We start from the raw sequence: 22,598 nt of genomic DNA, 5'->3' as shown, positions 1-22,598 counted from the left end.
GGCAGCCTCCGCCGATTCCGCCGGTACGGCGTGTGCCGGTGCGGCAGCCTCCGCCGGCGCTGGCGTGGGTTCCGCCGGTTCTGGCACTGGTGGTGTTGGTGGGGTGTGGATGTGGTTGTCGTCCATGGTCTGGCCCAACAGCAGGGCCGCGGCAACATCGGCGCGCAACTGGGTTAGGGTCCGTGATTCGTGGGGTCCTTGGGCGGCTTGGGCGGTGGTGGTGCACTGGGAGAAGATCGCAGCGACCGTCGGGGAAGGCCCAAACAAGCTCAACCACGCCATCCCGTCCTGTCCCCGGCCCACGCGTAGGGACCGGTCCTTGAACGCCCGCCGCGTCCTGGCTGCCATGGAGTCCGGGAAGGTGCGTTCCCTTGCCCGCCGGGCCTTGTCCCTGAAGCTCGACCCCGCGCACCCTTCGGCCTTTCCCAACAACACCTGTTCGAAAGCATCAATGACGGACTGTGGGTGCCCGGCGTCCCGCAACACGGTCGTCTCCTCAGCAATCACGACCGCCTGCTCCCACCCCAACCCACCCTCACTAAAAATCTTCATCGTCGCCGGAAGGTGATGGACCAGGACCGCGGCATGATCCATCAGCTTCCCCGCGACCGCTTCGGTAATGGTCAGCAACCCGGCCACCTCAGCCCGGATGCCCATCATCTGGGTCTGGCGCTGCCAGGCATCCAACCCCAACACCGCACCCTCCACCCGGGCGGCCGCTTGGAGGCGTTCGACCAACACCACCAACAACGCCGCACACCGGTTCCGATGCACACCCAAAGCAACAAGGGCGTCAGTGCAATCATCCAACAAGCCCCGCACCCCACCCAACCGCGAGGAACCACGATCCTCCGAGGTGGCATTAGGGACAGGGAAATCAGGCAACCCCGCCAAACCAGCCACATCCACAGCAAGGGAGGAAAAAGAAGGAAGAGTCAGCCCAGTGATATGGTCCGCCACAGAAACTGCGGTGGATGAACCCTCCGGACCCGCCGGGAAATTCACTGAACTACCCATACCCCCATAATAAACCCCACCAACGAGTAGAACAAGAGAAGCGAGAAGCTATTCGAAACTATCTTCCCATTGAATCGGCGCCAGAATTCATGTCCATTGAATGCCGCGCCAGCCAACTGCCAAGACCAGGCAATGTAAATCCTGTCCCTACCTGTTGCGGTCAGCCCCATTTGTTGGTGCCCGTAGTTCAGGATCTGGCCTGCATCTCATTTCCTCGAGAACAGTGAATCTCACATTTCGTGGGCATATTGTCTCAATACATTGCCCGTCTGAGCATCAATGTGCACTAGGGGTTCAACCGGTACTGTGGGCTACCCAGCTTCAAGACTCCACACGCTGCCCAGTGATAAGGCTTGGAAACCCCATCAAGCGATTCCAAGGGATGCCTCCGTTATGAATCTCGGGGGACGCAATTTGGCCAAGAGGATGAAGGTATGGCGGCCAGATAAGCGTGGCTGTCTGCACCAGTGGGCGCAGATCCACGTTTCTGTCAGTTGATGGCCCGGTGGCGTGCCGGCAGAGATGAAAGCTTGTGGCCGCCATGTGGGTTTAAATGCTGGTTCGGAAATGATGGCGGATCCTGCAACACAATTCATGTGGAGGCATCTTGGGGTTGAAAGCACAAAGGTAGCAGTGTTGTGAAGAACCTGCCCGGGGCAACGAGGGTGGCCGGGGGACTGCCGCGTTTTGCGTTGGTTGCTGTGCTTAGGCGGGGTTGCAGGTGGGCCAAACAGATCCAGCAGGGTCCGCCAGTCACACATGCCAGGCCATATGGGGCAGGTACCGAGTGTGCTGTGGGCTGCCGGAAGTGGCCTGGTGGAGTGGTGCTGAAAACCTCTATGCCCCAAGCCCTGACGTGCTCCAGGCCCGGCACGGACCCATCGCGGGGAGATGAACCCGAGGGGCCGAATTGTTCCTCAAATATGATGCGGGCTTGGTAAAAGAACTTTGGCCCTTGCGGAATCTGCACACGTGAAGGGTCCTTGGTGATTGCCGTCCTTGATCGCTTTGGCAGACCCTTGCTTTTGATCGGCAAATTGCCCGTCAAGGTGAAGCAAGGCGGGATGGGGACCATCGATCGAAAATGTCAGAGCGTTATTGCAGAAGAGAGGTTTCACGTGAAACTCGAATCATCGGCAGGCGCTATTGACTACCCGCTACCCAGACACACACCGACCGTGCAAAAAAATATTCCTTAGGATCGATCTGGGGGAATCGAACACCATAGATCATTTTAAGCAAAGGCAGGCCGGACAATGTCCGGCCTGCCTTTGTGAATTAACTTCCTACTTCAAATAGTCAGCAAATTCCTTCTCAAAGTACTGCTTGGGGCGCGCACCAATAACCGTGCTCTTGACCTCGCCGCCTTGGAACAAATACACGGCCGGAATCGAGGTGATGCCGTACTTGGCTGCAATGCCGGGGTTGGCATCCACATCCACTTTCACCACTTCGATCTTCTCGGAGTAGTCCACGGAGAGCTCATCCAGGATAGGACTGAGTTTGCGGCAGGGGCCGCACCACTCGGCCCAGAAGTCCACAATGACAGGCTTCTCTGAGTTCAAGACCGTGTCGTTGAAGTTTGCGTCGGTTGCATTGCTTGCATTGCTCATGAGTAGCTACTTTCTCTTAGGAATGGTGCTCGGCCAGGAAATGCTCCACGTCCAAGGCAGCAACGCATCCTGAACCTGCAGCGGTGATGGCTTGGCGGTATGTCGGATCGACCACGTCGCCGGCAGCGAAGACCCCTTCGACACTGGTCTTGGAGCTCCGTCCGGCAACGGCAATGGTTCCGGCCGCTGTCAGCTCAAGAACGCCCTTGACCAGGTCCACGCGGGGGTCGTTGCCAATGGCAACGAAGACGCCGGTCACAGCCAACTGGGACTGTTCACCTGTCACCAGATTGTTAAGGCGGACGCCGCTGACCTTGCTCTCGCCTTCGACCTCCACCACCTCGGAGTTCCAAATGAAGTTGATCTTAGGGTGGTTGAGGGCCCGGTCGGCCATGATCTTGGATGCGCGCAAGGTGTCGCGGCGGTGGACCACGGTGACGGACTCGGCGAATTTGGTCAGGAAAATGGCCTCTTCCATGGCTGAGTCGCCACCGCCAATAACGGCAATGTTGTGGCCCTTGAAGAAGAATCCGTCACAGGTGGCACAAGAACTGACGCCATGGCCAACAAGACGCTTCTCGCCTTCCACACCCAGTTCACGGTATGCGGATCCGGTGGAAATAATGACCGTGCGGGCCTTGAATTCCTGGCCATCGGCCAAGGTAACAGTCTTGACTGCACCCTCAAGCTCCACGGATGTAACGTCGTCGTACATCACCTCGGTGCCAAATTTCTCTGCCTGCTGACCCAAATTTTCCATCAGGTCCGGGCCCATGATTCCTTCGGGGAAACCGGGAAAGTTCTCCACTTCGGTGGTGTTCATCAGCTCACCGCCGGCAGTGACGGAACCGGCGATCATGAGAGGTTTCAGATCCGCACGGGCAGTGTAAATTGCTGCCGTGTAGCCCGCGGGACCGGAGCCGACGATGATGACGTCGCGGATATCATGTGCGGGGGTGGCTTGCGTGCTCACGAGTGAGTTTTCCTCTTCCTTCGGTGACCGGACTGCCCGAATGCAGTCCATGGACCTTCACCATTCATAACAGGGACGGTTGGATGGATATTCCGCTACAGGGCTGCAGCGGAGGAACCAAGGGCTTACTTGATGCTGATCTCAGTGATCTTTAGACCATAGGGATATGTTACGAACGGTTGAAGCCGGGGCAGTTCCGTGAAGCTGATGATGACGTACTTGGCCTTGACGCCGGGAGGGGCCGTGAAGGTGAAGTCCGGAGCGCTGAAGGAGCCGCTGCCGATCTTGGTGGCGCCCTCAAGTCCGGGCGTGCTGTTGGTCAAAATGTTGAACTGTCCGCCGGAGCCGGTCAATTGGTTGATGGTGACCGAGCTGATGTCGGATTCCGCGGCGAGCTCCACAACCAGGTTGATGCCGGTGTTAAGGCCGGCGAAGTCGGCTCCGGAGTACTCAACCGTGGGCCAGTAGGTGGCCTTGTTGCCGTCAAAGGCATCTTGGAGGCGGGGGAAATAGGCTTCACCGTAGTTTTGCACACCGGGTGCGTAGGCGGTGATGTCGGTTATCCCGGCAATGACGGGGGCAACAGGTGCCGGAGCGGCGGGCGCAGAGGGGGTCTGTTCCGCGTCAGATGGCGCGGCCTCGGCCGAAGTGGTGGTGTCCGCGGCCTGATTGTCCGTATCACCAAAGAGCGTGCCAATATGCTGCACCGCGAACACCAGGGCGCCAATCAACAGGACGGTGAAAAGGGCGCCGGTCAGCCAACGCCCGCCGGTTCGGGGCGCGTTGGAGACGTCGTCGTCGTCCAGCTCATCATCCTCATAGCTGTCATCAATGTCATTCCCACGCAGCTCTGCCGGGAATGTCCCGGCCGGTCGCGCAGCGGTTTCCGGCCCGTCCTCCTCGAGGGGGCCATAATCGTCCTGCTCCCACAGGGTGACCTTGGGTGCTGCAGCGGTTTGCGCGGCCAGGGGAGGCACGACGGCGGCAGCCGGGCTGATCTTTTTGGCCGGAACCGCCGCCGTGGCGGGCGCAGTTGCCGGTGGGGACTTCTTGGACACCGCTGGCTGGGGTTCTCCGGGTGTCAGGGGACTGTTGTCTTCGTAAACGTAAGGTCCATCAACCGGCGCAGGGTCACGGCTGGTGCCAAAAATTTCCGTGCCCAGCGTGTCGGTGAAAAACGGCTCCTGATAAACCTCTTCCGCAGGCTCGGTGGGAACCACAAGGTCCAGCAATTCGGCCGGGGATGTTCTTGAGGCAATGAGATAGGTGGCCTCATCCTGCACACCCAGGTCAAGGATGGAGACGTTGGAGACGCGGCCGCCAGTGGCCACTTCGCGTGCACTCTGCATCAAGTGCTGCGAGTTCTCCACTGCGGCCACCAGTATGCTGACCGGACGGTTCAGGACCTGGTCCAGCCCGTCCAGAATGACGTCGTTCTCAGCTGACGCCAAAATCCGGCCGGTCACTTTATAGCGGCCGCCAAGGATGGAGCCCACATCGATGGGTTGTGGCACCAAGTCCTCCTCATTGCATGCATGGCGGCTTGTGGAAGTGCTGCGCACTCAGCCGTATTTTCACTGATTCTATAGGACAAAGCGCCCAGTCCCATGGTTGTGGCATGCATTGCGGCTGGTTCACAAAATGCAATCAGCCCCGGGAAGGCAGCCGGCCGCGGACTTTGCTCAGCAGTGGAGTGAGCACGGCGTCCACTTCAGAAACACGCAGCAGCCTCAAAAGCAGCACGTAAACTACCAACATCACCGTGCCGACCACTGCCATGGTGACCACGGCCGCTGGCATGGAACTCCACATAAAACCTCCCGGCGTGGAACTGCCGAACAAGTGCAGGGCCAGTTCGCCTGCGATTCCTGCGACCAAAGCCGCCGCAATAAAGCGCATGTGCGCGCGCAGGATGAGTCCGCCGCCGTAGTTGCCCAACCGCGCCCGCAGGAAAAAGTGGCTTACCACCGGACCCAAAACGTTGGTCAAGGTGTAGCTGGCCGCCAAGGCGTAAATGATGAACTCCTCGGGCAAAAGCGCCGCAGACAGGGCCGAACCCATGCCAATGGCCACCATGATGCATTGAATGATGAAGGGTGTCCTGGCGTTTTCCTGCGCGTAAAACACCCGGTTCAGGATGAAGTTGATGCTGTAGAGCGGGGCGCCAATGGCCAAAATGGTCAAGGTGGTGGCCACTTGGCGGGCATTGATCTCACTGCCGCCGCCAAAGAGCATTCCAAAGGGCCCCGAGAGCACCACCAGGGCCACGGCGGCAAACACGGTTGCCAAGCCCGTGTTCCGCAGCGCTGCGGCCAGGGAATTCCGCAGGCCGGACATGTCCTTGTTGGCTGCGGCATGGGACATGGCCGTGAACATTACTGTGGCAATGGACAGCGCAATGATTGAGTGCGGCATGATGTACAGCTCGGTGGCACGGTTAAGCACCAGGATTCCGGGAATGACGGAGTCAGGATCGGGGGTGCCGTCACCGCCGCTTGGAATGGTGGCCACCCGCAAAATGATGATGAAGCTTAAGTTGCCAATGATCATGGTGCCCATGGTCCAGACCGCCACTTTGGCGGTTGCCCCCAGACCCGTGCCCCGGAAGCCAAAGCGTGGGCGCAAATTCAGGCCCAGCCGGTGCACGGGTATCAACAGCACGAATGACTGCACCACAATGCCCAAGGTGGCCGTCCCAGCCAACATCCACGACTGGCCAACCGTCCAGTTGTCCACGGAGTGCGGGTTGCTGGCATTGCTGCCCGCCACGGCAATGAAGACCAGCAGTCCTGCAATCGCCACCACGTTGTTGACCACCGGCGCCCAGGCATAGGCCTTAAAGGAGTTGTGGGCGTTAAGTACCTGGCCCAGGAGGGAAAACAGTCCGTAAAAGAAAATCTGGGGCAGCAGGAACAAGCCAAAGGTGATGGCCAGCTCCAGCTGCTTGCCCGTGAAGGAGGTGGACAAACCCATAATGGGCGTCACGAGCACCAGCACAGCCGCTGTCAGCGCCAACAAGCCCAGCACGCCCAGCGTCAGCAGCCGGGAAATGAAGTCGGAGCCCCGGTCGGGCTGTCTGCTGGCCTTGGCAATCTGCGGAATCAACACTGCATTGAAGACGCCGCCGGCAATCATTAAAAAGATCAAGTTGGGCAGGTTGTTGGCGCCTTCAAAGATGTTGCCCACGGTGGTGCCAAAGACGGCAATGCCAAATACAATCCCTTTGACGAATCCCAAAATGCGCGAGGCCAGGGTGCCCACAGCCATGGAGGCGCTGGAGCGGGCCGCGCTCGCAGCAGGCTTGGCCGGGTGCTGCTCCCCACCTTCGGACGTGCCGGGAGCAGATGTCTGCGAAGCGGCGCCGTGTTTGTTCGCCGTGGCCTTTTTTACCGACTGCGGCATGCCGGCGTCGGCCGCAGCGGCAACCACTGGTTGCCGCTGCGTGTAGGGCGGGGCCTGCATGGCTGCCTGCGGGGACGCTTGAACCACGGCCAACATGGAGGTATCCGTGCTGGCCTGCATGGCAGCGGATCGTGGCGAGGCAGTGGGCTGGGGCGGGACGTTGGCCCGTTTTTGGTAAGACATCAATCCCATCATCTCACTGGAGGCCCTGAACAGGCTGTTAGAGCCAGGGCTGGAAGTGCTCCGGGAGCAGTTCCCTGGCGAGATCGGTTATGCGGCGTTCATTGGGGAATGAGAGTTTGCGGGCCAGTTCATCCAGGGGAACCCATGCCACATCGACGGCTTCATGGTCCGGATCGTTCTCAATGGTCAAGAATCCGCCGGTGGCCCGAAGCAGGAAGTGGTGGACCGTTTTGTGCACCCGGTGGCCGCTGACGGTGAACCAGTAGTCAATGCTGCCCAAGGGCGCCAAAATTTCCCCGCCGATGCCGGTTTCTTCCTCAATTTCACGCACCGCCGCTTCAGCGTGGCTTTCCTGACCTTCCGGATGGCCCTTGGGCAGGCACCACTCAAGACGGCCGCCACGGTTGACGCGGGCAATAATGGCCACCCGCGGGACGCCGTCGTGCACCTCGACCACCACCCCGCCGGCTGACACTTCCTCCACGGTGGGAAGCTGGCTTGGGGCATTTTGTGGCGCGGGCATGGCCGATGAACCCGTTGGCGGAAGCAACGGGTTCCTCTTCGGCGCGCGCGGCACAGGGTGAACCATGCAGTCCACTCTAGCTATCTTTGCGCCGGGATGATGACAGCGTGCAAGGGGCATTTTGGCTGGATTCCAATGCCAGGGAAACCCGGCCAAGCCCAGCTGCGGAAAAGTCTGGCATTCTTAAGTAACCATGGATTTTACCCCTGACACCACCAAACTTGACCCAGCAGTCCTTGAGTTGGGACAGCTCTTTGCCGACGCCGGATATGAGCTTTCCCTTGTAGGTGGGCCCGTCCGCGACCTGTTTCTGCAGCGGACATCTCCCGATCTGGACTTCACCACCAATGCCACCCCGGACCAGATTTTGGCCGTGGCAGCCGGGTGGGCCGATTCCCACTGGGAGATGGGGCGTGATTTTGGCACCATTGGTTTCCGCAAACGCAAGCGGAACAAGGAGGTGCTGCTCATTGAAATCACCACTTACCGGGCCGAGGCCTACGACCCCGACTCCCGCAAACCCATCGTGGCTTTTGGCGCCTCACTGGTGGATGATCTGCAGCGCCGCGATTTCAGTGTCAACGCCATGGCGCTGCGCTTGCCGGAGCTGGAGCTCGTGGACCCCTACGGCGGTGCGCAGGACCTTGCCGCAGCGCTCCTGCGCACCCCGGCGGCGGCGGAGGATTCATTTTCCGATGACCCGTTGCGGATGATGCGGGCCGCGCGCTTTGCCTCGCAGCTGGGGTTCTCCTTGCACCCTGACGTCCTGGCCGCCATGAAGGGCATGGCCGGGCGGATCAGCATCATTTCCGCCGAGCGCATCCGCGATGAGTTGGTCAAGCTCATTTGCGGCGCCCACCCGCGCACCGGCGTGGACATTTTGGTGGAGAGCGGTTTGGCCGAACTGGTGCTGCCGGAGATTCCCGCGCTCAAGCTGGAAAATGATGAGCACCACCGGCATAAGGACGTCTACCAGCATTCGTTGCAGGTTTTGGAGCAGGCGGTGGAACTGGAGGACGGCCCCGACGGTGCTGTGCCCGGCCCGGACTTTGTGCTGCGCTTCGCTGCCCTGATGCACGACGTCGGCAAGCCCAAGACCCGCCGTTTTGAACCCGGCGGCGCTGTCAGTTTTCGCCACCATGACCTTGCCGGGGCCAAGCTGACGGCAAAGCGCATGAAAACCCTGCGCTTTGACAATGACACCACCAAGGCCGTGTCCCGCCTGGTGGAGCTGCACATGCGCTTTTACGGCTACGGCGAAGCGGGATGGAGCGATTCGGCAGTAAGGCGTTATGTCACCGATGCCGGCCCGCTGCTGGCACGCCTGCACAGGCTTACACGCTCCGACGTCACCACCCGCAATCAACGCAAGGCCGAGCGCCTGTCCTTCGCCTACGACGACTTGGAGGCGCGCATTGCCGTGCTGGCCGAGCAGGAGGAGCTCAACGCCATCCGCCCGGACCTGGACGGCGGCGCCATCATGGCACTGCTGGGCATTAAACCGGGACCCGTTGTGGGCCGTGCCTACAGCCACCTGCTGGAGCAGAGGATGGAACAGGGGCCCTTGGGGCGTGAAAAAGCCGAGGCGGCGCTGCTGCAATGGTGGGCGCGGCAACCGGAGGCGCAGGCTGCTCTGGCTGCGGCACCAGCGGCGCAGGAGACTGCGGAACCCATTAACACCTTAGGAAAATCATGAACAGCTCTTCAGTGCCGTCCCTGCCGTCAACAGTGCCCCCAGTGCCAGGGGGCCCCAAACTCTGGCTGCTGCGCCATGGGGAGACGGCCTGGTCCCGCAGTGGCCAGTACACGGGACTGACGGATATTCCCTTGACGGAAATTGGCCAGGAGCAGGCGCGTTCGGCGCAAAGGGCGCTCGACGGCGTCGACTTTGATCTGGTTCTCACCTCGCCGCTGCAGCGTGCCCACCTGACGGCCACCCTGGCGGGTTTTCCGCAGGCAGTGGTGGAGCCCAACGCTGTCGAATGGGATTACGGCGATTACGAAGGCATTGACAGTGCAGTGGTGCGCGCCCGAAATGCCGGGTACCTCATCTGGGACGACGGAGTCCCCAATGGCGAGTCCTTGGCTCAAGTGGCTGCCCGGGCGGACCTGATTGTGGAGCGGGTCCGCGGGTTGGAACGGCACGACGGCGCCCCGGCAAATGTGCTGCTGGTGGCCCACGGGCATTTCCTGCGCATTCTCACAGCACGCTGGCTGGGCCTGCCCGCAACTGCCGGCAGGCACTTTGTGCTGGGCACGGCGAAGGTTTGCACGCTGGGCTGGGACAAAAAGACTCCAGCCGTGGAGCAGTGGGGACTGTAACTTGGCAGGGGCGGACCCGGGGCAGCCGCTGCATCAGCCGGTAGGCTCGTGGCATGCAGGATTCACACGTCCCGGGGACACCGCCCCGGCAACCCCTGGTGGTGCCCTCACGCAGTGATGCCTTGCTGCGCAGGCTGACGGAACCGGCCGGAGGTCCCATGGGCCGACGCACGGCGCCGGGCCGCACCGACCCCGGCTTTTTCACCGTGGAACGTGTGCTGGTCATCATGACCGCGTTTGCGGCGCTCCTTGCCGTCATGGCGAAGGGGCATTGCCGCACCACGGGTTGGAACACCCCGGATCAACAGTCCACCGTGTGCTGGTCCATGTTTCCCAACGCCTACGTGGAGCACAGGCTGGACGTGGTGTTCCCGTTTTTCGGCCAAGGTTCCAATTTTGACCAGTCGGTGGTGGCTGGTTCGGTGGCGGGTGCAACTGCGTGGCTGACCCGGTCCTCGGGGGAGGGCGCACTACGGCAGCTCGCCTTTTTTGATCTCAATGCGGCCCTGATTGCAGTGCTGTGGATTGCCGTGGTGATCCTGCTGGCACGCAGCGCCGGGCGCCGGCCCTGGGATGCGGCCATCGTGGCAGTCAGCCCCGTGCTGATACTCACCGCCTTTGCAAGTTGGGAAATGTGGGCGGTGGCCCTGGCGGTATTGGGCCTTTACCTTTTTGTGCGGATGAGGACCCTGTGGGCAGGGGTGTTCTTTGGACTTTCCGCGCTGGCTTCCCCCTTCGGGGCGGTGGTGCTGGTGGCGCTCCTGTTCCTGGGGTTCCGGACAGGGCGCGCCACCCGGATGTTGGAAATGCTGGCAGCGGCCATCCTGGCCTGGGTGTTGGCGCTGGCGCCACTGATGGCGCGCAACCCGCCGGCCTTCCCCCTCTACATTCGAGGGCTGTTTGCTGCGGAAGCCTCCGACTCCTCCCTCTATGGCGGGTGGAACCTGGTGGCGGGGCGTATGGCCCTGCCGCTGCTGGGACCGGCGGCGGCCACCGCCGTCGCGGTCGTCCTGGTGCTGGCAGTGCTGGCCGGTGTCGCCTGCCTGGCGCTCTACACGCCACGCACTCCGCGGGTGGCGCAACTTGTCTTTCTTGCTGTGGCAGGCTGCCAATTGGTGGGCAAGGATGCACAGCCGTGGCATGCAGTGTGGCTGGTGCCGCTGGTGGCGCTGGCCTTGCCCCGATGGCGTCCGGTGCTGTTATGGCAGGTGGCCCTGGTGGCGCACTTCATTGCCTTGATGCTCTTTCAAAGCAAGGTCCTGGGCGGGATCAGCAATCAACATGCCATTGACACGCCGTATTTTGTCATTTCCGCCCTGGTGGCCGGGTGCGCCACGGGTGCGTTGATGGTGCTGGTCATTCGTGACATGTTTGCTCCCGCACATGACGTGATGCGCCGCGGCGGGGTCGAGGACCCTCAGGCCGGGGCCTTGCAGGGTCCACCCAGCGACCCGCGGCATGCGCTCGTTTCCCAGTCCAGAGAAACAAAACATCAACGGATCCAGGCGCCCGCCGGGATTGGAGGGCGGCCGGCATGATTGACGTGGCAGTGGTGGGATCAGGTCCCAATGGTTTGGCGGCGGCGGTCACCATGGCACGCGCGGGGCTTTCGGTGCAGCTCTTTGAAACCGCCGGCACCCTGGGAGGCGGCATGCGGACCGCCGAACTCACAGTGCCCGGGTTTCACCACGATGTGTGTGCCTCCGTGCATCCGATGGCCCTGGCGTCACCTTTTTTCAAGGCCTTTGAACTGCAGCGCAGGGTGGAGCTGCTGGTTCCGGAAATCAGCTACGCCCACCCGCTCGACGGCGGCCGCGCCGGCATTGCCTACCGCAGCCTGGAGCGCACTGTGGAGGGTCTTGGCGCTGACGGCCGGATGTGGCGGACCATCATGGAACCCCTGGTGCGGGATATTGCAGGGGTCCTGGATTTTACGCAGAACCAGCTCCTGCGCCTGCCCCAGGTGCCGGCCGCCGCGGTCAAGTACGGCCTGCGCACACTGCTGCAGGGGACGCCGGCATGGAATGCGGGCTTCGCCCACGACGTGGCGCCTGCGATGCTGACGGGCGCCGGCGCGCACGCCATTGGCAGGCTGCCATCCTTGGCCACATCGGGCGCCGGCCTGCTCCTGGGGGCCTTGGCCCATGCAGGCGGCTGGCCGGTGGTTCGTGGCGGATCGCAGGCCATCGCCCAGGTGATGGCTGAAGACTTCAGCTCGCACGGCGGTGCCATCAACCTCTCCCACAGGGTGGACAGTGTGGCGCAGCTGCAGGCGGAGACCGGTGCGCGCGCCGTCATTTGCAACACCACTCCGCGGGCGCTCGCAGCCATGGGAGCCGGGCTGCTGCCGGATCGATACCTGCGAAAACTGGAGTCCTTTAAATACGGTTCCGGGGTCTGCAAGGTGGACTTTGCACTCTCAGCACCCGTGCCGTGGACAGCAGCCGAGCTGCATCAGGCGCCCACCCTCCATTTGGGTGGTTCCCGGGAGTCCATTGCCCGGGCGGAAAACGAAGTGCTGGCAGGGCGTCATCCGGAAAACCCCTACGTGCTGGCTGTGCAGGCAGGCGTCATTGACGACAGCCGGGCACCTGCTGGCGCCCACACCCTATGGGCCTACACGCATGTCCCGGCCAATTCGTCCCAGGACTGCACCGAATCCATCATTCGGGCTGTGGAAAGGCATGCCCCAGGCTTTCGGGACGTGATTATTGCCAGCAGCACCCAAACGGCGCAGGACGTGGGGGCATACAACGCCAATTACATTGGGGGGGACATCAGCTCCGGAGCGGTCACCATCACCCAATTGCTTAAACGTCCCGTGATCTCACTTGATCCGTGGCGCACTCCCGTGCCAGGGCTGTACCTGGGCTCAGCCTCCACACCGCCGGGGCCCGCCGTGCATGGCATGGCGGGCTGGTTCGCGGCCCGCTCGGCCCTAAAGCACAGCTTTGGGCTGCCCGCTCCGGATCTGGCTTTTGACGCCGCGGGCTAAGCGCGCTTGAAACTAGTTCCGCCGGTCCAGCTTACCGAGGGTCTGCCCCGCACCGTCGGTCACCGTCATGACATCGCCGTCAATGTCTGCACCAGCTGCCTTGGACAGCCAGGTGTCCACCCCGTCGCAGGCCATCATGGTGCCACTGAGCTGCTGGAAAGAGAGCTCGTCGCCCACCAGGAACCACTGCCCTGACAGCCGGTTGCAGCCATCGCTGCCGCTGACAAAACCAGCCTGATCAAAGTTTCCTTCACTGTCACTGTCCGCGCCAAGTGACAGTTCGAAATAAGGTTCCTTGTCGGTGTTGTAGCCCTGGCCCCATGTGCCCACCGGCCCGGTTGCGGAACCACAGGAAGAAAGGGTCAAGGCTAAGAAAATGCTGCCGGCAAGGGCTGCAAGGCGTTTCATGAAGGTCATGCTCCGATCGCGCTGGTCTAGACATGCGTTTCACTCATGTTAAGGCATGGCCCCTGATTCGCTCTGCTCGGCTGCGACGGACAGGTCAATTAAGCAGTTGTGGCTGGACACGGGGGGCAGTTGGCGAGGGCATTTGACCTTGACAGGAAATCCTTTTCTTCAACTTCAAGGGAAACGTTCCAAGGTGGATGGGTCTTTTGCCAAAAAATCAACCAGCAGAAGGGCATTTTGGCGTAGGCTCAGCACTACCGCGTGCAAGGATGCAGGAGGACATCGAGTGGCTTTTTCGCAAGGCAAATCGCGAACGTTCCAAAGTGGCATGGCAGTCATCTGCCTGCTGTTGGCTTCCGGTGGCTTTGTGGGGGCCGGTTATGTCAATAACTCCCTTGCCGACGACGCCGCCGCGCAAGGTGCGGTCCACACCTCCCCGGCAGCAGCCCCAGCGCAGGGAGCCGGCCTTCATTCCTTTTCCGCCCAGGGTCTAAGCACGGACATCTCCTTTGCCAACACCTTGATTGGTGCCAAAAAGCCCGCCGCCAAACAGTTTCTTGACCTGAGCAATCCCAATGCCAAGACCCCGCACCTGGCACGCAGCGTCAACGCCATGCGTGGGGAGGTTCCGGAAATCGCCCCGGAGCTCATTTCCCGGGCCCGCAAGGAAATCCTTGCCGCCGCCTATCAAGGCTTGGGGCGTCCCTACGTTTGGGGCGGTACAAGTTTTGATCACGGATGGGATTGTTCCGGCTTTGTCCAATGGGCCTACAGGCAGGCCGGGGTGGCCTTGCCGCGCACCGAGCAGTGGCTGCCCATGGTGGAGACCGACAGCCCGCAGCCCGGGGACCTGGTGGTGCAAAACCCCGATGGGCCCAATCACTGGTCCCACATTGGCATTTACATTGGCAAGGGGCTCATGATCAGCGCCCTGAATCCCTCCGTGGGCACCATCCTGCACAAGCCCGGCGATGTCAGCAGCTCCTCAAGCTACTTCACCATGCCAGTATTTGCCGAAGCTGACGCCAAGGCGAAGGCGGCGGCTGAAGCGAGAAAAAAGGCTGAGAATAATCAGTCAGCGTCAGCTGCTCAAACCGCCACAGCCACCGGGCCGAAAACGCCCGCACCAGGCACAAGCGCCCCCACCTCCGGTGCACCGGCAACCGTGAAGCCCAGCCCCACGCCCTCCGGCACCACCAGCCCTACGGTGAAGCCCAGCCCCACGCCCTCCGGCACACCGGCAACCGTGAAACCCAGCCCCACGCCCTCCGGCACCACCAGGCCCACGGGTGAACCGGGGACATCACCCACGGAAACCGGGAGTGCCAAACCACCGGCGCAGACACCAAGTTCCACATCCCCGACGGATTCCACAGCGGCGCAGACGCCGACCTCCACCAAAGCAGGCGGCGGCACCGCCACACCAAACAGCTAGCCTTCCAGGCGTTGCTGCCCTGTCATGCGCGCGAATGCTGCGTGCGGCACTTTTTGAATCGAGCCCACTGCGCCATGTGCTGGTTTCCGTCTGGGCTGTGCCATGGGACTGCCAGTACTTGAGCTCAACATGAATGCCGGCGGGCCGCTGCACAATTTCCGTGTCAAGACCCTTGCTTGGTGACGCTGCCGGCCCCGAAGGCCTGATCACGGCCGAAGAATTGTTGGCAGCGGCAAACCGGGAACTGTGGGTTCACTTCGAGCACCGCACAGTGGGACGAAACCGCGGCAGGCAGCACCTCTATGGCCACGATAAGCGCAGCGGCCGCGGGAACACCCGGAGCAGGAGCCCGGCAATCCCGGAGCGCCCGGGCAACACGGCTTTCCACCCCACTCATTCGGTCAGGTGCAGCCTGCCGCATCAAGGCGCATGCCTGGTGGATAATGAACTGCAGGGTCCCCTGTGCAGTGCTGTTGCTTTTGAAAAGGTGGAGTCATGAAATACGCTTTCACGCTCCTTGCAGCCGCTGTGGGAGTGGCGGCTGGTGCAGCAGCCATCGTCCTTGGGGAAGCCGACGATTCACCAGGACTGCAGGGCCTTGGGGCCCTGCTTGTTTCCGTCATGCTTGTGTTGGGAATCCGGACATGGCGCACCAGGCGGCGCGGCAGCTAGGGCTCTCTGGACAACGGTGCATCCGGAACCGCGGAAGATGGCAGAATTGGCGCGTGGGACACATAGACGTTGCAAACATTGACTACTTCCTCTCCGACGGCCGGCAACTGCTCAACGGGGTGAACTTCCGCGTCTCCGACGGCACCAAAACCGCCTTGATCGGCCCCAACGGCACGGGCAAGACCACCTTGCTGCGCATCATCTGCCAAGATTTGAAGGCCGATGAAGGTGTGGTTTCAAGGTCCGGGTCCATGGGGGTCATGCGCCAGTTCGTTGGCCAGGTCCGGGATGACAGCACGGTGCGGGACCTTCTGCTCTCCGTGGCCTCGGCCAACATTGCCGCGGCGGGACGGGCAGTCGACGCCGCCGAACTTGCCATGCTGGAGCGCGACGACGAACCCAGCCAAATGGCCTACGCCCAAGCCATTGCCGACTGGGGCGACGCCGGCGGGTATGAAATGGAAACAACCTGGGATGAAGTCACCATGGCAGCCATGGGCATGGATTTTTACTCCGCCCAATACCGCAAGGCCGCCTCGCTCAGTGGTGGAGAACAAAAGCGGCTGGTTCTGGAGGCATTGTTTTCAGGTCCGGATGAGCTGTTGCTGCTGGATGAGCCGGATAACTATTTGGACGTACCGGGCAAGCGCTGGCTGGAAGCCAAAATGGCTGAATCAAACAAGTCGGTTCTCTTTGTCAGCCACGACAGGGAACTGCTGGCCAATGCCGCGGACAGGATTGTCACCTTGGAGCCGGGCATCAATGGTGCTTCAAGCTGGACGCATGGCGGCGGCTTTGAGTCCTACGTCAAGGCCCGCGAAGACCGCAATGCCCGCTTTGAAGAGCTGCGCAAACGGTGGGACGAGGAGCACATCAAGCTCAAGGAACTCGTCAACATGTACAAGACCAAGGCCGCGTTCCGCTCAGACATGGCCAACCGCTATCAGGCGGCCCAAAGCCGGTTGGCCCAGTTTTTGGAAAAGGGCCCGCCGGAGGCGCTGCCCATTGAGCAGAATGTGAAGATGCGCCTCAAGGGCGGCCGCACCGCCAAGCGGGCCATTGTTGCCACCCAGCTGGAGCTGACGGGCCTGATGAAGCCCTTCAGCACTGAAATCTGGTTTGGTGACAGGGTGGGGGTGCTGGGCTCAAACGGGTCCGGCAAGAGCCACTTCCTGCGCCTGCTGGCGGCTGGAGGCTCGGATCCGGACAAGGAACACGAGCCCGTGTCCGACGTGGAAATTGCCCCCGTTCCGCACCTTGGCACAGCCAAACTCGGCGCCCGCATCCGTCCAGGATTCTTTGCGCAGACGCACGCCCGTCCAGATCTGCTCAGCCGAACACTTCTTGACATTCTGCACCGCGGCGATGAACACCGCTCAGGCCTGGGCCGTGAAGCCGCGGCCGGTGCGCTGGACCGCTACGGCCTGGCCGCCAGTTCCGAACAAAAATATGATTCGCTCTCCGGTGGTCAGCAGGCACGGTTCCAGATCCTGTTGTTGGAGCTCTCGGGCGCGACACTGCTGTTGCTTGACGAGCCGACGGACAACTTGGACCTCCATTCCGCCGAGGCCCTGGAAAAGGCCATTGACTCCTTCGAAGGAACCGTGCTGGCGGTAACCCACGACAGGTGGTTTGCCAGATCCTTTGACAGGTTCCTGGTGTTTGGCTCCGACGGCAAGGTCTACGAATCCAATACTCCTGTATGGGACGAGAAACGAGTCGACCGTGCCCGGTAGGCGCGGCCCTGTCAATGAACAAACACCCGTTCCATCCCGCGAAAAGGGCACACCAGGCATGAATCAACAGCTTATCCGCCGGGCGGCCATAGCCACCTTTGTCATCTTTGCCGTCAATGGTTTTGTGTTTGCCAGCTGGGCGGCCCGCATTCCCGCAGTGACGCGCATCCTCGAACTCAGTGCCGGACAAATGGGCATCCTGCTGCTGACCATTGCCGCAGGTTCCGTCATTGCCCTGCCCCTGGCGGGCACGGTTGTGGCCCGCATCGGTACCGCCAGCACCATCAGGACCGGTGGCGCGTCGGCAGCCTTGGGCGGCTTGATCATTGCCGCCGGTTTGGCTGCCGGCGGTGTGGTTCCCACCGCCGTGGGCCTGTTCTTCTTTGGCGTCGGCATCGGATTGTGGGACGTGGCGCAGAACATTGAGGGTGCCGAGGTGGAACGGCAGCTGCGTAAAACCATCATGCCCCAGTTTCACGCAGGGTTTAGCGGTGGGGCCCTGCTCGGTGCGCTGGTGGGAGCAGGGCTTTCAGCCTTGAAGGTAAGCATGCCTGGACACTTGCTCGCCATTGTGGTCCTGGTTGTCATCGCCATCATTGTGGTGCCCCGGCACTTTTTGCCGCAGACGCTGCAGGAGGCCAGCGTGGTGGTTGTGCAATCAACGGGGCAGCAGGCTGTTCCCGTCAAGGAACGCAGCGCATGGTTTGAAAAGCGGACCCTCTTGGTGGGATTGGTGGTGCTCAGCGCGGCGCTCACCGAGGGAGCTGCCAACGATTGGATTGCCAAAGCCACGGTGGACGGCCTTGGCGCCAGTGAATCCGGCGGCGCCATCATGTTTGCCGTCTTTGTTGCCGCGATGACCTTGTTCAGATTCTTCGGGGGTCGGTTGGTGGATCAATTTGGCCGCATTCCCGTGCTTTACGGGAGCTTGGGCTCGGCGCTGCTGGGACTGGTGCTGTTTGTGGTGGCCCCCAACATTTGGCTGGCCGGGCTGGGTGCCGTCTTTTGGGGTGCCGGTGCGGCCATGGGCTTTCCGGTGGGAATGTCCGCTGCCGCCGACGATCCCGCCCGGGCGGCAGCGAGGGTATCGGTGGTCTCCACCATTGGCTATGTGGCGTTTTTGGCAGGTCCGCCCCTTTTGGGCTTCCTGGGTGATCACTTCACCATCCGTTGGGCATTGCTTGCCATTGCCGTGGCCATGGCCGCGTCCCTGCTCACCGTGCGCGCCACCAAGCCGCTGCCAACCACGCACTGAGAACCAAGCGCCGCTGGCGGCGGCACTGTGGCGTTTAACCGGCCGGTATATTCCTTTGTAGGCATTTATCCCGCAACAGGGCCCACAGCAGCAAGGTCAGTCCGATGCCCAACAGGGCCCCGGCCAAAGTGTCCGTGACCCAGTGCGCGCCGACATAAATGCGGCTGAACATCATGGTGATGCTCAAAATGGAACCGCAAATCCAGATCCAGGCCCGGCTCAGCAGAACCGCCGTGACAATCATGGCCGCGACGGTGCCACTTGAATGCCCGGAAGGGTATGAACCGAAGTCAACGTCGACTATCCTGTTTTCCGGCCGGGGTCTGGACACGAGGAATTTCAGCAGGTGGGTGGCCACCACGCCGCCTAAATTGGCGGCGGCCGTGAACAGTGCCAGCCGCCAATGGCGGCGCCACAACAAAAACAGGAACAACATCAGGCAATACATGATCATGCCTTCATTGCCCACAAGGTCCAACACCCAATTGCTTTCATTGAGCCAGGGTGTCCGCAGCCCCACCGCCCAGCGGTGCCAGTGGCCGTCGAGTCCGGCCAACAGCGAATTGTTTCCTGCTTGGGAAAACAGGATTGCACCGGCAAGAACCACCAGCAGCGAAGGAAGGGACAACCACAAAAGGCTGTGCCTGCTCCATTCCAGAGGCCGAAGCCACGCTGGGGAGGGTTCAAAAGTCGGTGTTGTTCGCTCAAGCATGGGGTTAGTCTAAGGGCTGCACCAGGGTGGATCCGGTGCGGCATCATCCCTTAGGACTACCCTGATTCAACACTGAATCATCCCTGAGATAAACATATTTGTGTCCGTCATTGCGTACCGTAGGGGATAGATCCACAGACCCGGCCGTTGCGGCTGGGAGACACCCAAAGGGGACAAGCATGATTGAGGCAGTAAACCTGGCCAAACACTACGGTGCCAAGACAGCCGTGGGCGGTGTCAGCTTCACTGTCCAACCCGGCATGGTCACTGGCTTTCTCGGCCCCAACGGCGCCGGGAAGTCCACCACCATGCGCATGATTGTGGGCCTGGACAAACCAAGCCACGGCACTGTGACCGTCAACGGAAAACCGTACGCCCAACACCACGACCCCCTGCACCAGGTGGGGGCACTGCTCGACGCCAAGGCCGTGCACACCTCACGCAGCGCCTACAACCATTTGCTGGCCATGGCCGCCACACACAACATCCCCAAGCAGCGCGTCAATGACGTCATTGACATGACGGGCCTGGCCGCCGTCGCCAAGAAAAAGGCCGGCGGATTCTCCCTCGGCATGGGCCAGCGCCTGGGAATTGCCTCCGCATTGCTGGGCGATCCGCAGACGCTGATTTTGGATGAGCCCGTCAATGGCCTGGACCCTGAAGGTGTTTTATGGGTACGCAACCTGGCAAAGCATCTCGCCGCGCAGGGCAAGACGGTATTCCTGTCCTCACACCTCATGAGTGAAATGGCGCAGACGGCTGACCACTTGATAGTCATTGGCCGTGGCCAAATCATTGCCGATGCCCCCATTGCCCAGATCCTCGCCGGAACACAGCAGAGCAAGGTCCGGGTGCGGACCCCCGAGGTCACACGCCTTAGCCAGCTGCTGGGCAACAACGGCGTGAAGGTGGAATGCCACGAAAACGAGACCCTTGAGGTCACGGGTTTGGACACGCGCCAAATTGCCCAAACCGCCTTGGCGAACCAGGTGCTGGTCTATGAACTTACGCCGCTGACCACCTCGCTGGAGGATGCGTACTTCAACTTGACCAAGGACGCTGTGGAATACCACTCGCAAGAACTTAACAACGCCGAACCGGCTGCAGCCTCGAAGGGACTCTAAAGATGAGCACGACGATGACTTCCCCACCCAGGCGCGCCAGTGGCGGGGCAGTGACATTTGCCGGAGTCCTGCGCAGCGAGTGGATAAAATTCCGCTCGCTGCTGTCCACCCGCTTGTTGCTGATCTTCACCTTCGTGGCGGTGGTGGGTGTGGCCGCCATGGCCGCCTGGATTCAGGCACTGTCACTTGAAGGGATCATGCAGAACGGCATGGGCATGGGCATGCCGGGGGAACCCGTGGAGCCCATGACTTTGGAGCAGGCCCAACAGGTAATGGGCTTTAGCATCTACGCCATTCCCAATGCCGGCTTGCAGATCGGGGTCTTGATCCTGGGCGCCCTGTCAGTGTTGTTGATTTCCTCGGAATTTGGCACCGGCATGATCCGCTCCACCATGACAGCTGTTCCCAAGCGCCTGCCGGCCTTCTTCGCCAAGGCGCTGGTTTTGGTAGTGGTGTCCTACATCTTGACTCTGGTGGCCGCGGTGGTGAGCACCCTGGTGGCCATGCCCATCTTCAGCGCTTACGGAGTGGAGCTGAATTTTGGCACTGAAGGTGTGTTGTACTCCATCCTTATGGGTGGGCTTTACGTGGCCGGCGTGGCTTTGATGGGCCTGTCCCTGGGCGCCCTTGTCCGCAGTTCCGCAGGCGGCATCATTGTTTTGGTCGCGCTGATGTTCCTGTTGGAAATCGGTACCAGCCTGTTGGGTCTGGCGCCTGGAGAATTCTGGAAGTACGTGGGCCAGTATGTGCCCAGCGTGTCCGGCGGACGCATGTTGGAAATCACCGACAAGGAAGCCTTCATAACCCCATTGTCGGGTGGACTGATTTTCCTGGGCTGGATTGCGTTGATCACTGTTCCAGCCGTCATTTCACTCAAGACCCGTGACATCTAAGCCAGTCAACAGGCCCGTTCCAGGGCTGTAGGCGACTTTTATGCGCACCATGAACCAGGCGGGGAAGCCGGAACGAACGGCCGCCTTCCCCGCCGAACCACCCTCGGTTGAGCGGCGGGCCGAGGAGTTCTCGGCCCGCCGCCTGGGTGTGGTCAGAAAGTATTTCCGCGCCCACCCACGCATCATGGATTTGGTGGTGGTGCTGGTTTACCTGGTGGCCGGTTCAGGCGTCTTTGTCAGTGGCAACTACCAAATTGATTTGGCACCCCACATGGTCATTGTGCTGGCCTCCGCCGTTGTCCTGATGTTCCGCCGGGACCACCCCCTGACAGTGTTGGCCATACTTTCCGTTTTTGAAGTCATCAACCTTGCAGTTGTGCCCATTGCCAGCAATGTGGGGGCCAGTGTTTGGTTTGGACTTTATGCCGTTGGCGTGAAATACAAGCCCGTGCCCAGTTTTTTACTTGCCGTTCTGGCCGCGGTGCCGCTGACCATGTACCTGCTTCTGCTCTACCAGTATCCGCAGGATTTCCTCGCCGTGGGTGGTCCCAGTGCTGAAGTTGCCACCAGCATTTCAGTTATCATCATGTTGTTTTCCAATGTTTTGTCCGTGGGGATTGGGGCCTCCGTGCGGCGCAGCCGCGCCCATGAGCAGGAACTGCAACAGTGGGCAGTGCGGAACTCCCAATTGGCATCCGTGGCGGAACGCAACCGGATTGCCCGCGAAATGCATGACGTGGTGGCACATTCCCTCACCGTCATGGTTGCCCTCAGTGACGGGGCCGCAGTGGTGGTAAAGCGGAACCCAAGCCAAGCGGCCCAGGTAATGGATCAAATTTCACAAACCGGCCGGACGGCGTTGGCTGACATGCGCCGCGTTTTGGGTGTGCTGCGTGACAGCGGTGGCGCGAACCGCTCGCCGCAACCTGACTCCGCCAACATGACGGATCTCATTGACGGGTTCCGGCATGCCGGATTGCCCATCACCTTCTCCCAGACGGGTCCGGCCATCTTGGAGGACCCGTCCCTGGCCCTGACGGTGTACCGGATTGTGCAGGAATCACTGACCAATGTTTTGCGCTACGCGACGGCAGTGTCACGGGTGCAGGTGGAATTGACCAACAACCCCACCAAGGGCCTGTTGCGGATTGTGGTCCGTGACGACGGGCATGGAGCGTTGAATGCCGCGCTGGGCGCGGGGCATGGCATTGTAGGAATGCAGGAGCGGGCACGTTTTTATGCCGGGACTGTCCACGCCGGGCCCCAGCCGCAGGGCGGGTGGCTTGTCGAGGCGGTGTTGCACCCCGCTGAGGGACCATAAACCATTATCAAAGC

General features: G+C 61.4%; 19 protein-coding genes. 11 read left to right on the top strand and 8 right to left on the bottom strand.

Annotated features, from left to right (window positions below; translation table 11 throughout):
• From ACFUCV_RS07680 to ACFUCV_RS07655, 6 genes are all read right to left on the bottom strand, one after another.
• Window positions 1–885, bottom strand: an 885-nt coding sequence (locus ACFUCV_RS07680; protein WP_380814160.1) for a DUF222 domain-containing protein, incomplete at its 3' end; no start/stop codon positions are given.
• Window positions 886–2,303: 1,418 nt separating this feature from the next.
• Entirely contained in the window at window positions 2,304–2,630 is a 327-nt protein-coding gene (trxA, locus tag ACFUCV_RS07675; RefSeq protein ID WP_380814158.1) for a thioredoxin, read from the bottom strand.
• A gap of 16 nt (window positions 2,631–2,646) precedes the next feature.
• Window positions 2,647–3,603: a thioredoxin-disulfide reductase gene (trxB, locus tag ACFUCV_RS07670; protein ID WP_380814156.1), complete on the bottom strand. Its 957-nt coding sequence runs from the start codon at window positions 3,601–3,603 to the stop codon at window positions 2,647–2,649.
• A 125-nt stretch (window positions 3,604–3,728) separates the two neighbouring features.
• A complete protein-coding gene (locus tag ACFUCV_RS07665) occupies window positions 3,729–5,117 on the bottom strand; it encodes an ABC transporter substrate-binding protein (protein ID WP_380814154.1) in 1,389 nt (462 codons plus the stop codon).
• Window positions 5,118–5,250: 133 nt separating this feature from the next.
• Window positions 5,251–7,188, bottom strand: coding sequence for a lipid II flippase MurJ (locus ACFUCV_RS07660; protein ID WP_380814153.1), 1,938 nt, complete (start codon window positions 7,186–7,188; stop codon window positions 5,251–5,253).
• A gap of 37 nt (window positions 7,189–7,225) precedes the next feature.
• Window positions 7,226–7,777, bottom strand: a complete 552-nt coding sequence (locus ACFUCV_RS07655; protein WP_380814151.1) for an NUDIX hydrolase — start codon at window positions 7,775–7,777, stop codon at window positions 7,226–7,228.
• Between the two features lie 127 nt (window positions 7,778–7,904).
• On the opposite strand from ACFUCV_RS07655, the gene ACFUCV_RS07650 reads away from it, so the two are divergent.
• Genes ACFUCV_RS07650 through ACFUCV_RS07635 form a run of 4 tightly spaced genes read left to right on the top strand, consistent with a single transcriptional unit; the run spans window position 7,905 to window position 13,028 of the window.
• Window positions 7,905–9,407: a CCA tRNA nucleotidyltransferase gene (locus ACFUCV_RS07650; protein ID WP_380814149.1), complete on the top strand. Its 1,503-nt coding sequence runs from the start codon at window positions 7,905–7,907 to the stop codon at window positions 9,405–9,407.
• The gene (locus ACFUCV_RS07645) at window positions 9,404–10,033 is read left to right on the top strand and encodes a histidine phosphatase family protein (protein ID WP_380814147.1); all 630 of its coding nucleotides are present in this window, start codon (window positions 9,404–9,406) and stop codon (window positions 10,031–10,033) included. Before ACFUCV_RS07650 ends, ACFUCV_RS07645 begins: the two co-directional genes overlap by 4 nt.
• 53 nt (window positions 10,034–10,086) lie before the next feature.
• Window positions 10,087–11,571: a glycosyltransferase family 87 protein gene (locus ACFUCV_RS07640; RefSeq protein WP_380814145.1), complete on the top strand. Its 1,485-nt coding sequence runs from the start codon at window positions 10,087–10,089 to the stop codon at window positions 11,569–11,571.
• Window positions 11,568–13,028 carry a phytoene desaturase family protein gene (locus ACFUCV_RS07635; RefSeq protein WP_380814143.1) on the top strand — a complete coding sequence of 487 codons (1,461 nt, stop codon included), beginning with the start codon at window positions 11,568–11,570 and terminating at the stop codon, window positions 13,026–13,028. The genes ACFUCV_RS07640 and ACFUCV_RS07635 overlap by 4 nt, the downstream gene beginning before the upstream one ends.
• Window positions 13,029–13,040: 12 nt before the next feature.
• Here ACFUCV_RS07635 and ACFUCV_RS07630 read toward each other — a convergent pair whose 3' ends face one another.
• The gene (locus ACFUCV_RS07630; RefSeq protein WP_380814141.1) at window positions 13,041–13,436 is read right to left on the bottom strand and encodes an META domain-containing protein; all 396 of its coding nucleotides are present in this window, start codon (window positions 13,434–13,436) and stop codon (window positions 13,041–13,043) included.
• 328 nt (window positions 13,437–13,764) lie between these two features.
• Between ACFUCV_RS07630 and ACFUCV_RS07625 the strand changes: the two genes are divergently transcribed.
• The 4 genes from ACFUCV_RS07625 (at window position 13,765) to ACFUCV_RS07610 (ending at window position 18,534) form a co-directional block, all read left to right on the top strand.
• The gene (locus tag ACFUCV_RS07625; RefSeq protein WP_380814139.1) at window positions 13,765–14,871 is read left to right on the top strand and encodes an NlpC/P60 family protein; all 1,107 of its coding nucleotides are present in this window, start codon (window positions 13,765–13,767) and stop codon (window positions 14,869–14,871) included.
• Between the two features lie 495 nt (window positions 14,872–15,366).
• A complete protein-coding gene (locus ACFUCV_RS07620; protein WP_380814137.1) occupies window positions 15,367–15,543 on the top strand; it encodes a hypothetical protein in 177 nt (58 codons plus the stop codon).
• Between the two features lie 53 nt (window positions 15,544–15,596).
• Entirely contained in the window at window positions 15,597–17,279 is a 1,683-nt protein-coding gene (locus ACFUCV_RS07615; RefSeq protein WP_380814135.1) for an ABC-F family ATP-binding cassette domain-containing protein, read from the top strand.
• A gap of 58 nt (window positions 17,280–17,337) precedes the next feature.
• A complete protein-coding gene (locus ACFUCV_RS07610; RefSeq protein ID WP_380814133.1) occupies window positions 17,338–18,534 on the top strand; it encodes an MFS transporter in 1,197 nt (398 codons plus the stop codon).
• A 34-nt stretch (window positions 18,535–18,568) separates the two neighbouring features.
• Here ACFUCV_RS07610 and ACFUCV_RS07605 read toward each other — a convergent pair whose 3' ends face one another.
• Window positions 18,569–19,246, bottom strand: coding sequence for a phosphatase PAP2 family protein (locus ACFUCV_RS07605; protein WP_380814131.1), 678 nt, complete (start codon window positions 19,244–19,246; stop codon window positions 18,569–18,571).
• 179 nt (window positions 19,247–19,425) lie between these two features.
• On the opposite strand from ACFUCV_RS07605, the gene ACFUCV_RS07600 reads away from it, so the two are divergent.
• The 3 genes from ACFUCV_RS07600 to ACFUCV_RS07590 are packed head-to-tail and all read left to right on the top strand — an operon-like array spanning window position 19,426 to window position 22,584.
• The gene (locus tag ACFUCV_RS07600; RefSeq protein ID WP_380814129.1) at window positions 19,426–20,370 is read left to right on the top strand and encodes an ABC transporter ATP-binding protein; all 945 of its coding nucleotides are present in this window, start codon (window positions 19,426–19,428) and stop codon (window positions 20,368–20,370) included.
• Between the two features lie 2 nt (window positions 20,371–20,372).
• Window positions 20,373–21,263, top strand: a complete 891-nt coding sequence (locus ACFUCV_RS07595) for an ABC transporter permease (protein WP_380814127.1) — start codon at window positions 20,373–20,375, stop codon at window positions 21,261–21,263.
• Between the two features lie 40 nt (window positions 21,264–21,303).
• Entirely contained in the window at window positions 21,304–22,584 is a 1,281-nt protein-coding gene (locus ACFUCV_RS07590; RefSeq protein ID WP_380814125.1) for a sensor histidine kinase, read from the top strand.
• Window positions 22,585–22,598 lie beyond the last annotated feature (14 nt).

The organism is Specibacter sp. NPDC057265 (assembly GCF_042668835.1).
In the GTDB taxonomy this organism is placed as follows: Bacteria; Actinomycetota; Actinomycetes; order Actinomycetales; family Micrococcaceae; genus Specibacter.
The sequence above is the reverse complement of the archived record's forward strand: the minus strand, read 5'-3'. Positions and strand labels throughout refer to the sequence as shown.

What these genes read in the sequence shown, in the direction of transcription:
- trxA (WP_380814158.1), bottom strand. Translation starts at nt 2,630, where the DNA reads ATGAGCAATGCAAGCAATGCAACCGACGCAAACTTCAACGACACGGTC.
- ACFUCV_RS07660 (WP_380814153.1), bottom strand. Translation starts at nt 7,188, where the DNA reads ATGTCTTACCAAAAACGGGCCAACGTCCCGCCCCAGCCCACTGCCTCG.
- ACFUCV_RS07655 (WP_380814151.1), bottom strand. Translation starts at nt 7,777, where the DNA reads ATGGTTCACCCTGTGCCGCGCGCGCCGAAGAGGAACCCGTTGCTTCCG.
- ACFUCV_RS07650 (WP_380814149.1), top strand. Translation starts at nt 7,905, where the DNA reads ATGGATTTTACCCCTGACACCACCAAACTTGACCCAGCAGTCCTTGAG.
- ACFUCV_RS07645 (WP_380814147.1), top strand. Translation starts at nt 9,404, where the DNA reads ATGAACAGCTCTTCAGTGCCGTCCCTGCCGTCAACAGTGCCCCCAGTG.
- ACFUCV_RS07640 (WP_380814145.1), top strand. Translation starts at nt 10,087, where the DNA reads ATGCAGGATTCACACGTCCCGGGGACACCGCCCCGGCAACCCCTGGTG.
- ACFUCV_RS07635 (WP_380814143.1), top strand. Translation starts at nt 11,568, where the DNA reads ATGATTGACGTGGCAGTGGTGGGATCAGGTCCCAATGGTTTGGCGGCG.
- ACFUCV_RS07630 (WP_380814141.1), bottom strand. Translation starts at nt 13,436, where the DNA reads ATGAAACGCCTTGCAGCCCTTGCCGGCAGCATTTTCTTAGCCTTGACC.
- ACFUCV_RS07625 (WP_380814139.1), top strand. Translation starts at nt 13,765, where the DNA reads ATGGCAGTCATCTGCCTGCTGTTGGCTTCCGGTGGCTTTGTGGGGGCC.
- ACFUCV_RS07620 (WP_380814137.1), top strand. Translation starts at nt 15,367, where the DNA reads ATGAAATACGCTTTCACGCTCCTTGCAGCCGCTGTGGGAGTGGCGGCT.
- ACFUCV_RS07610 (WP_380814133.1), top strand. Translation starts at nt 17,338, where the DNA reads ATGAATCAACAGCTTATCCGCCGGGCGGCCATAGCCACCTTTGTCATC.
- ACFUCV_RS07605 (WP_380814131.1), bottom strand. Translation starts at nt 19,246, where the DNA reads ATGCTTGAGCGAACAACACCGACTTTTGAACCCTCCCCAGCGTGGCTT.
- ACFUCV_RS07600 (WP_380814129.1), top strand. Translation starts at nt 19,426, where the DNA reads ATGATTGAGGCAGTAAACCTGGCCAAACACTACGGTGCCAAGACAGCC.
- ACFUCV_RS07595 (WP_380814127.1), top strand. Translation starts at nt 20,373, where the DNA reads ATGAGCACGACGATGACTTCCCCACCCAGGCGCGCCAGTGGCGGGGCA.
- ACFUCV_RS07590 (WP_380814125.1), top strand. Translation starts at nt 21,304, where the DNA reads ATGCGCACCATGAACCAGGCGGGGAAGCCGGAACGAACGGCCGCCTTC.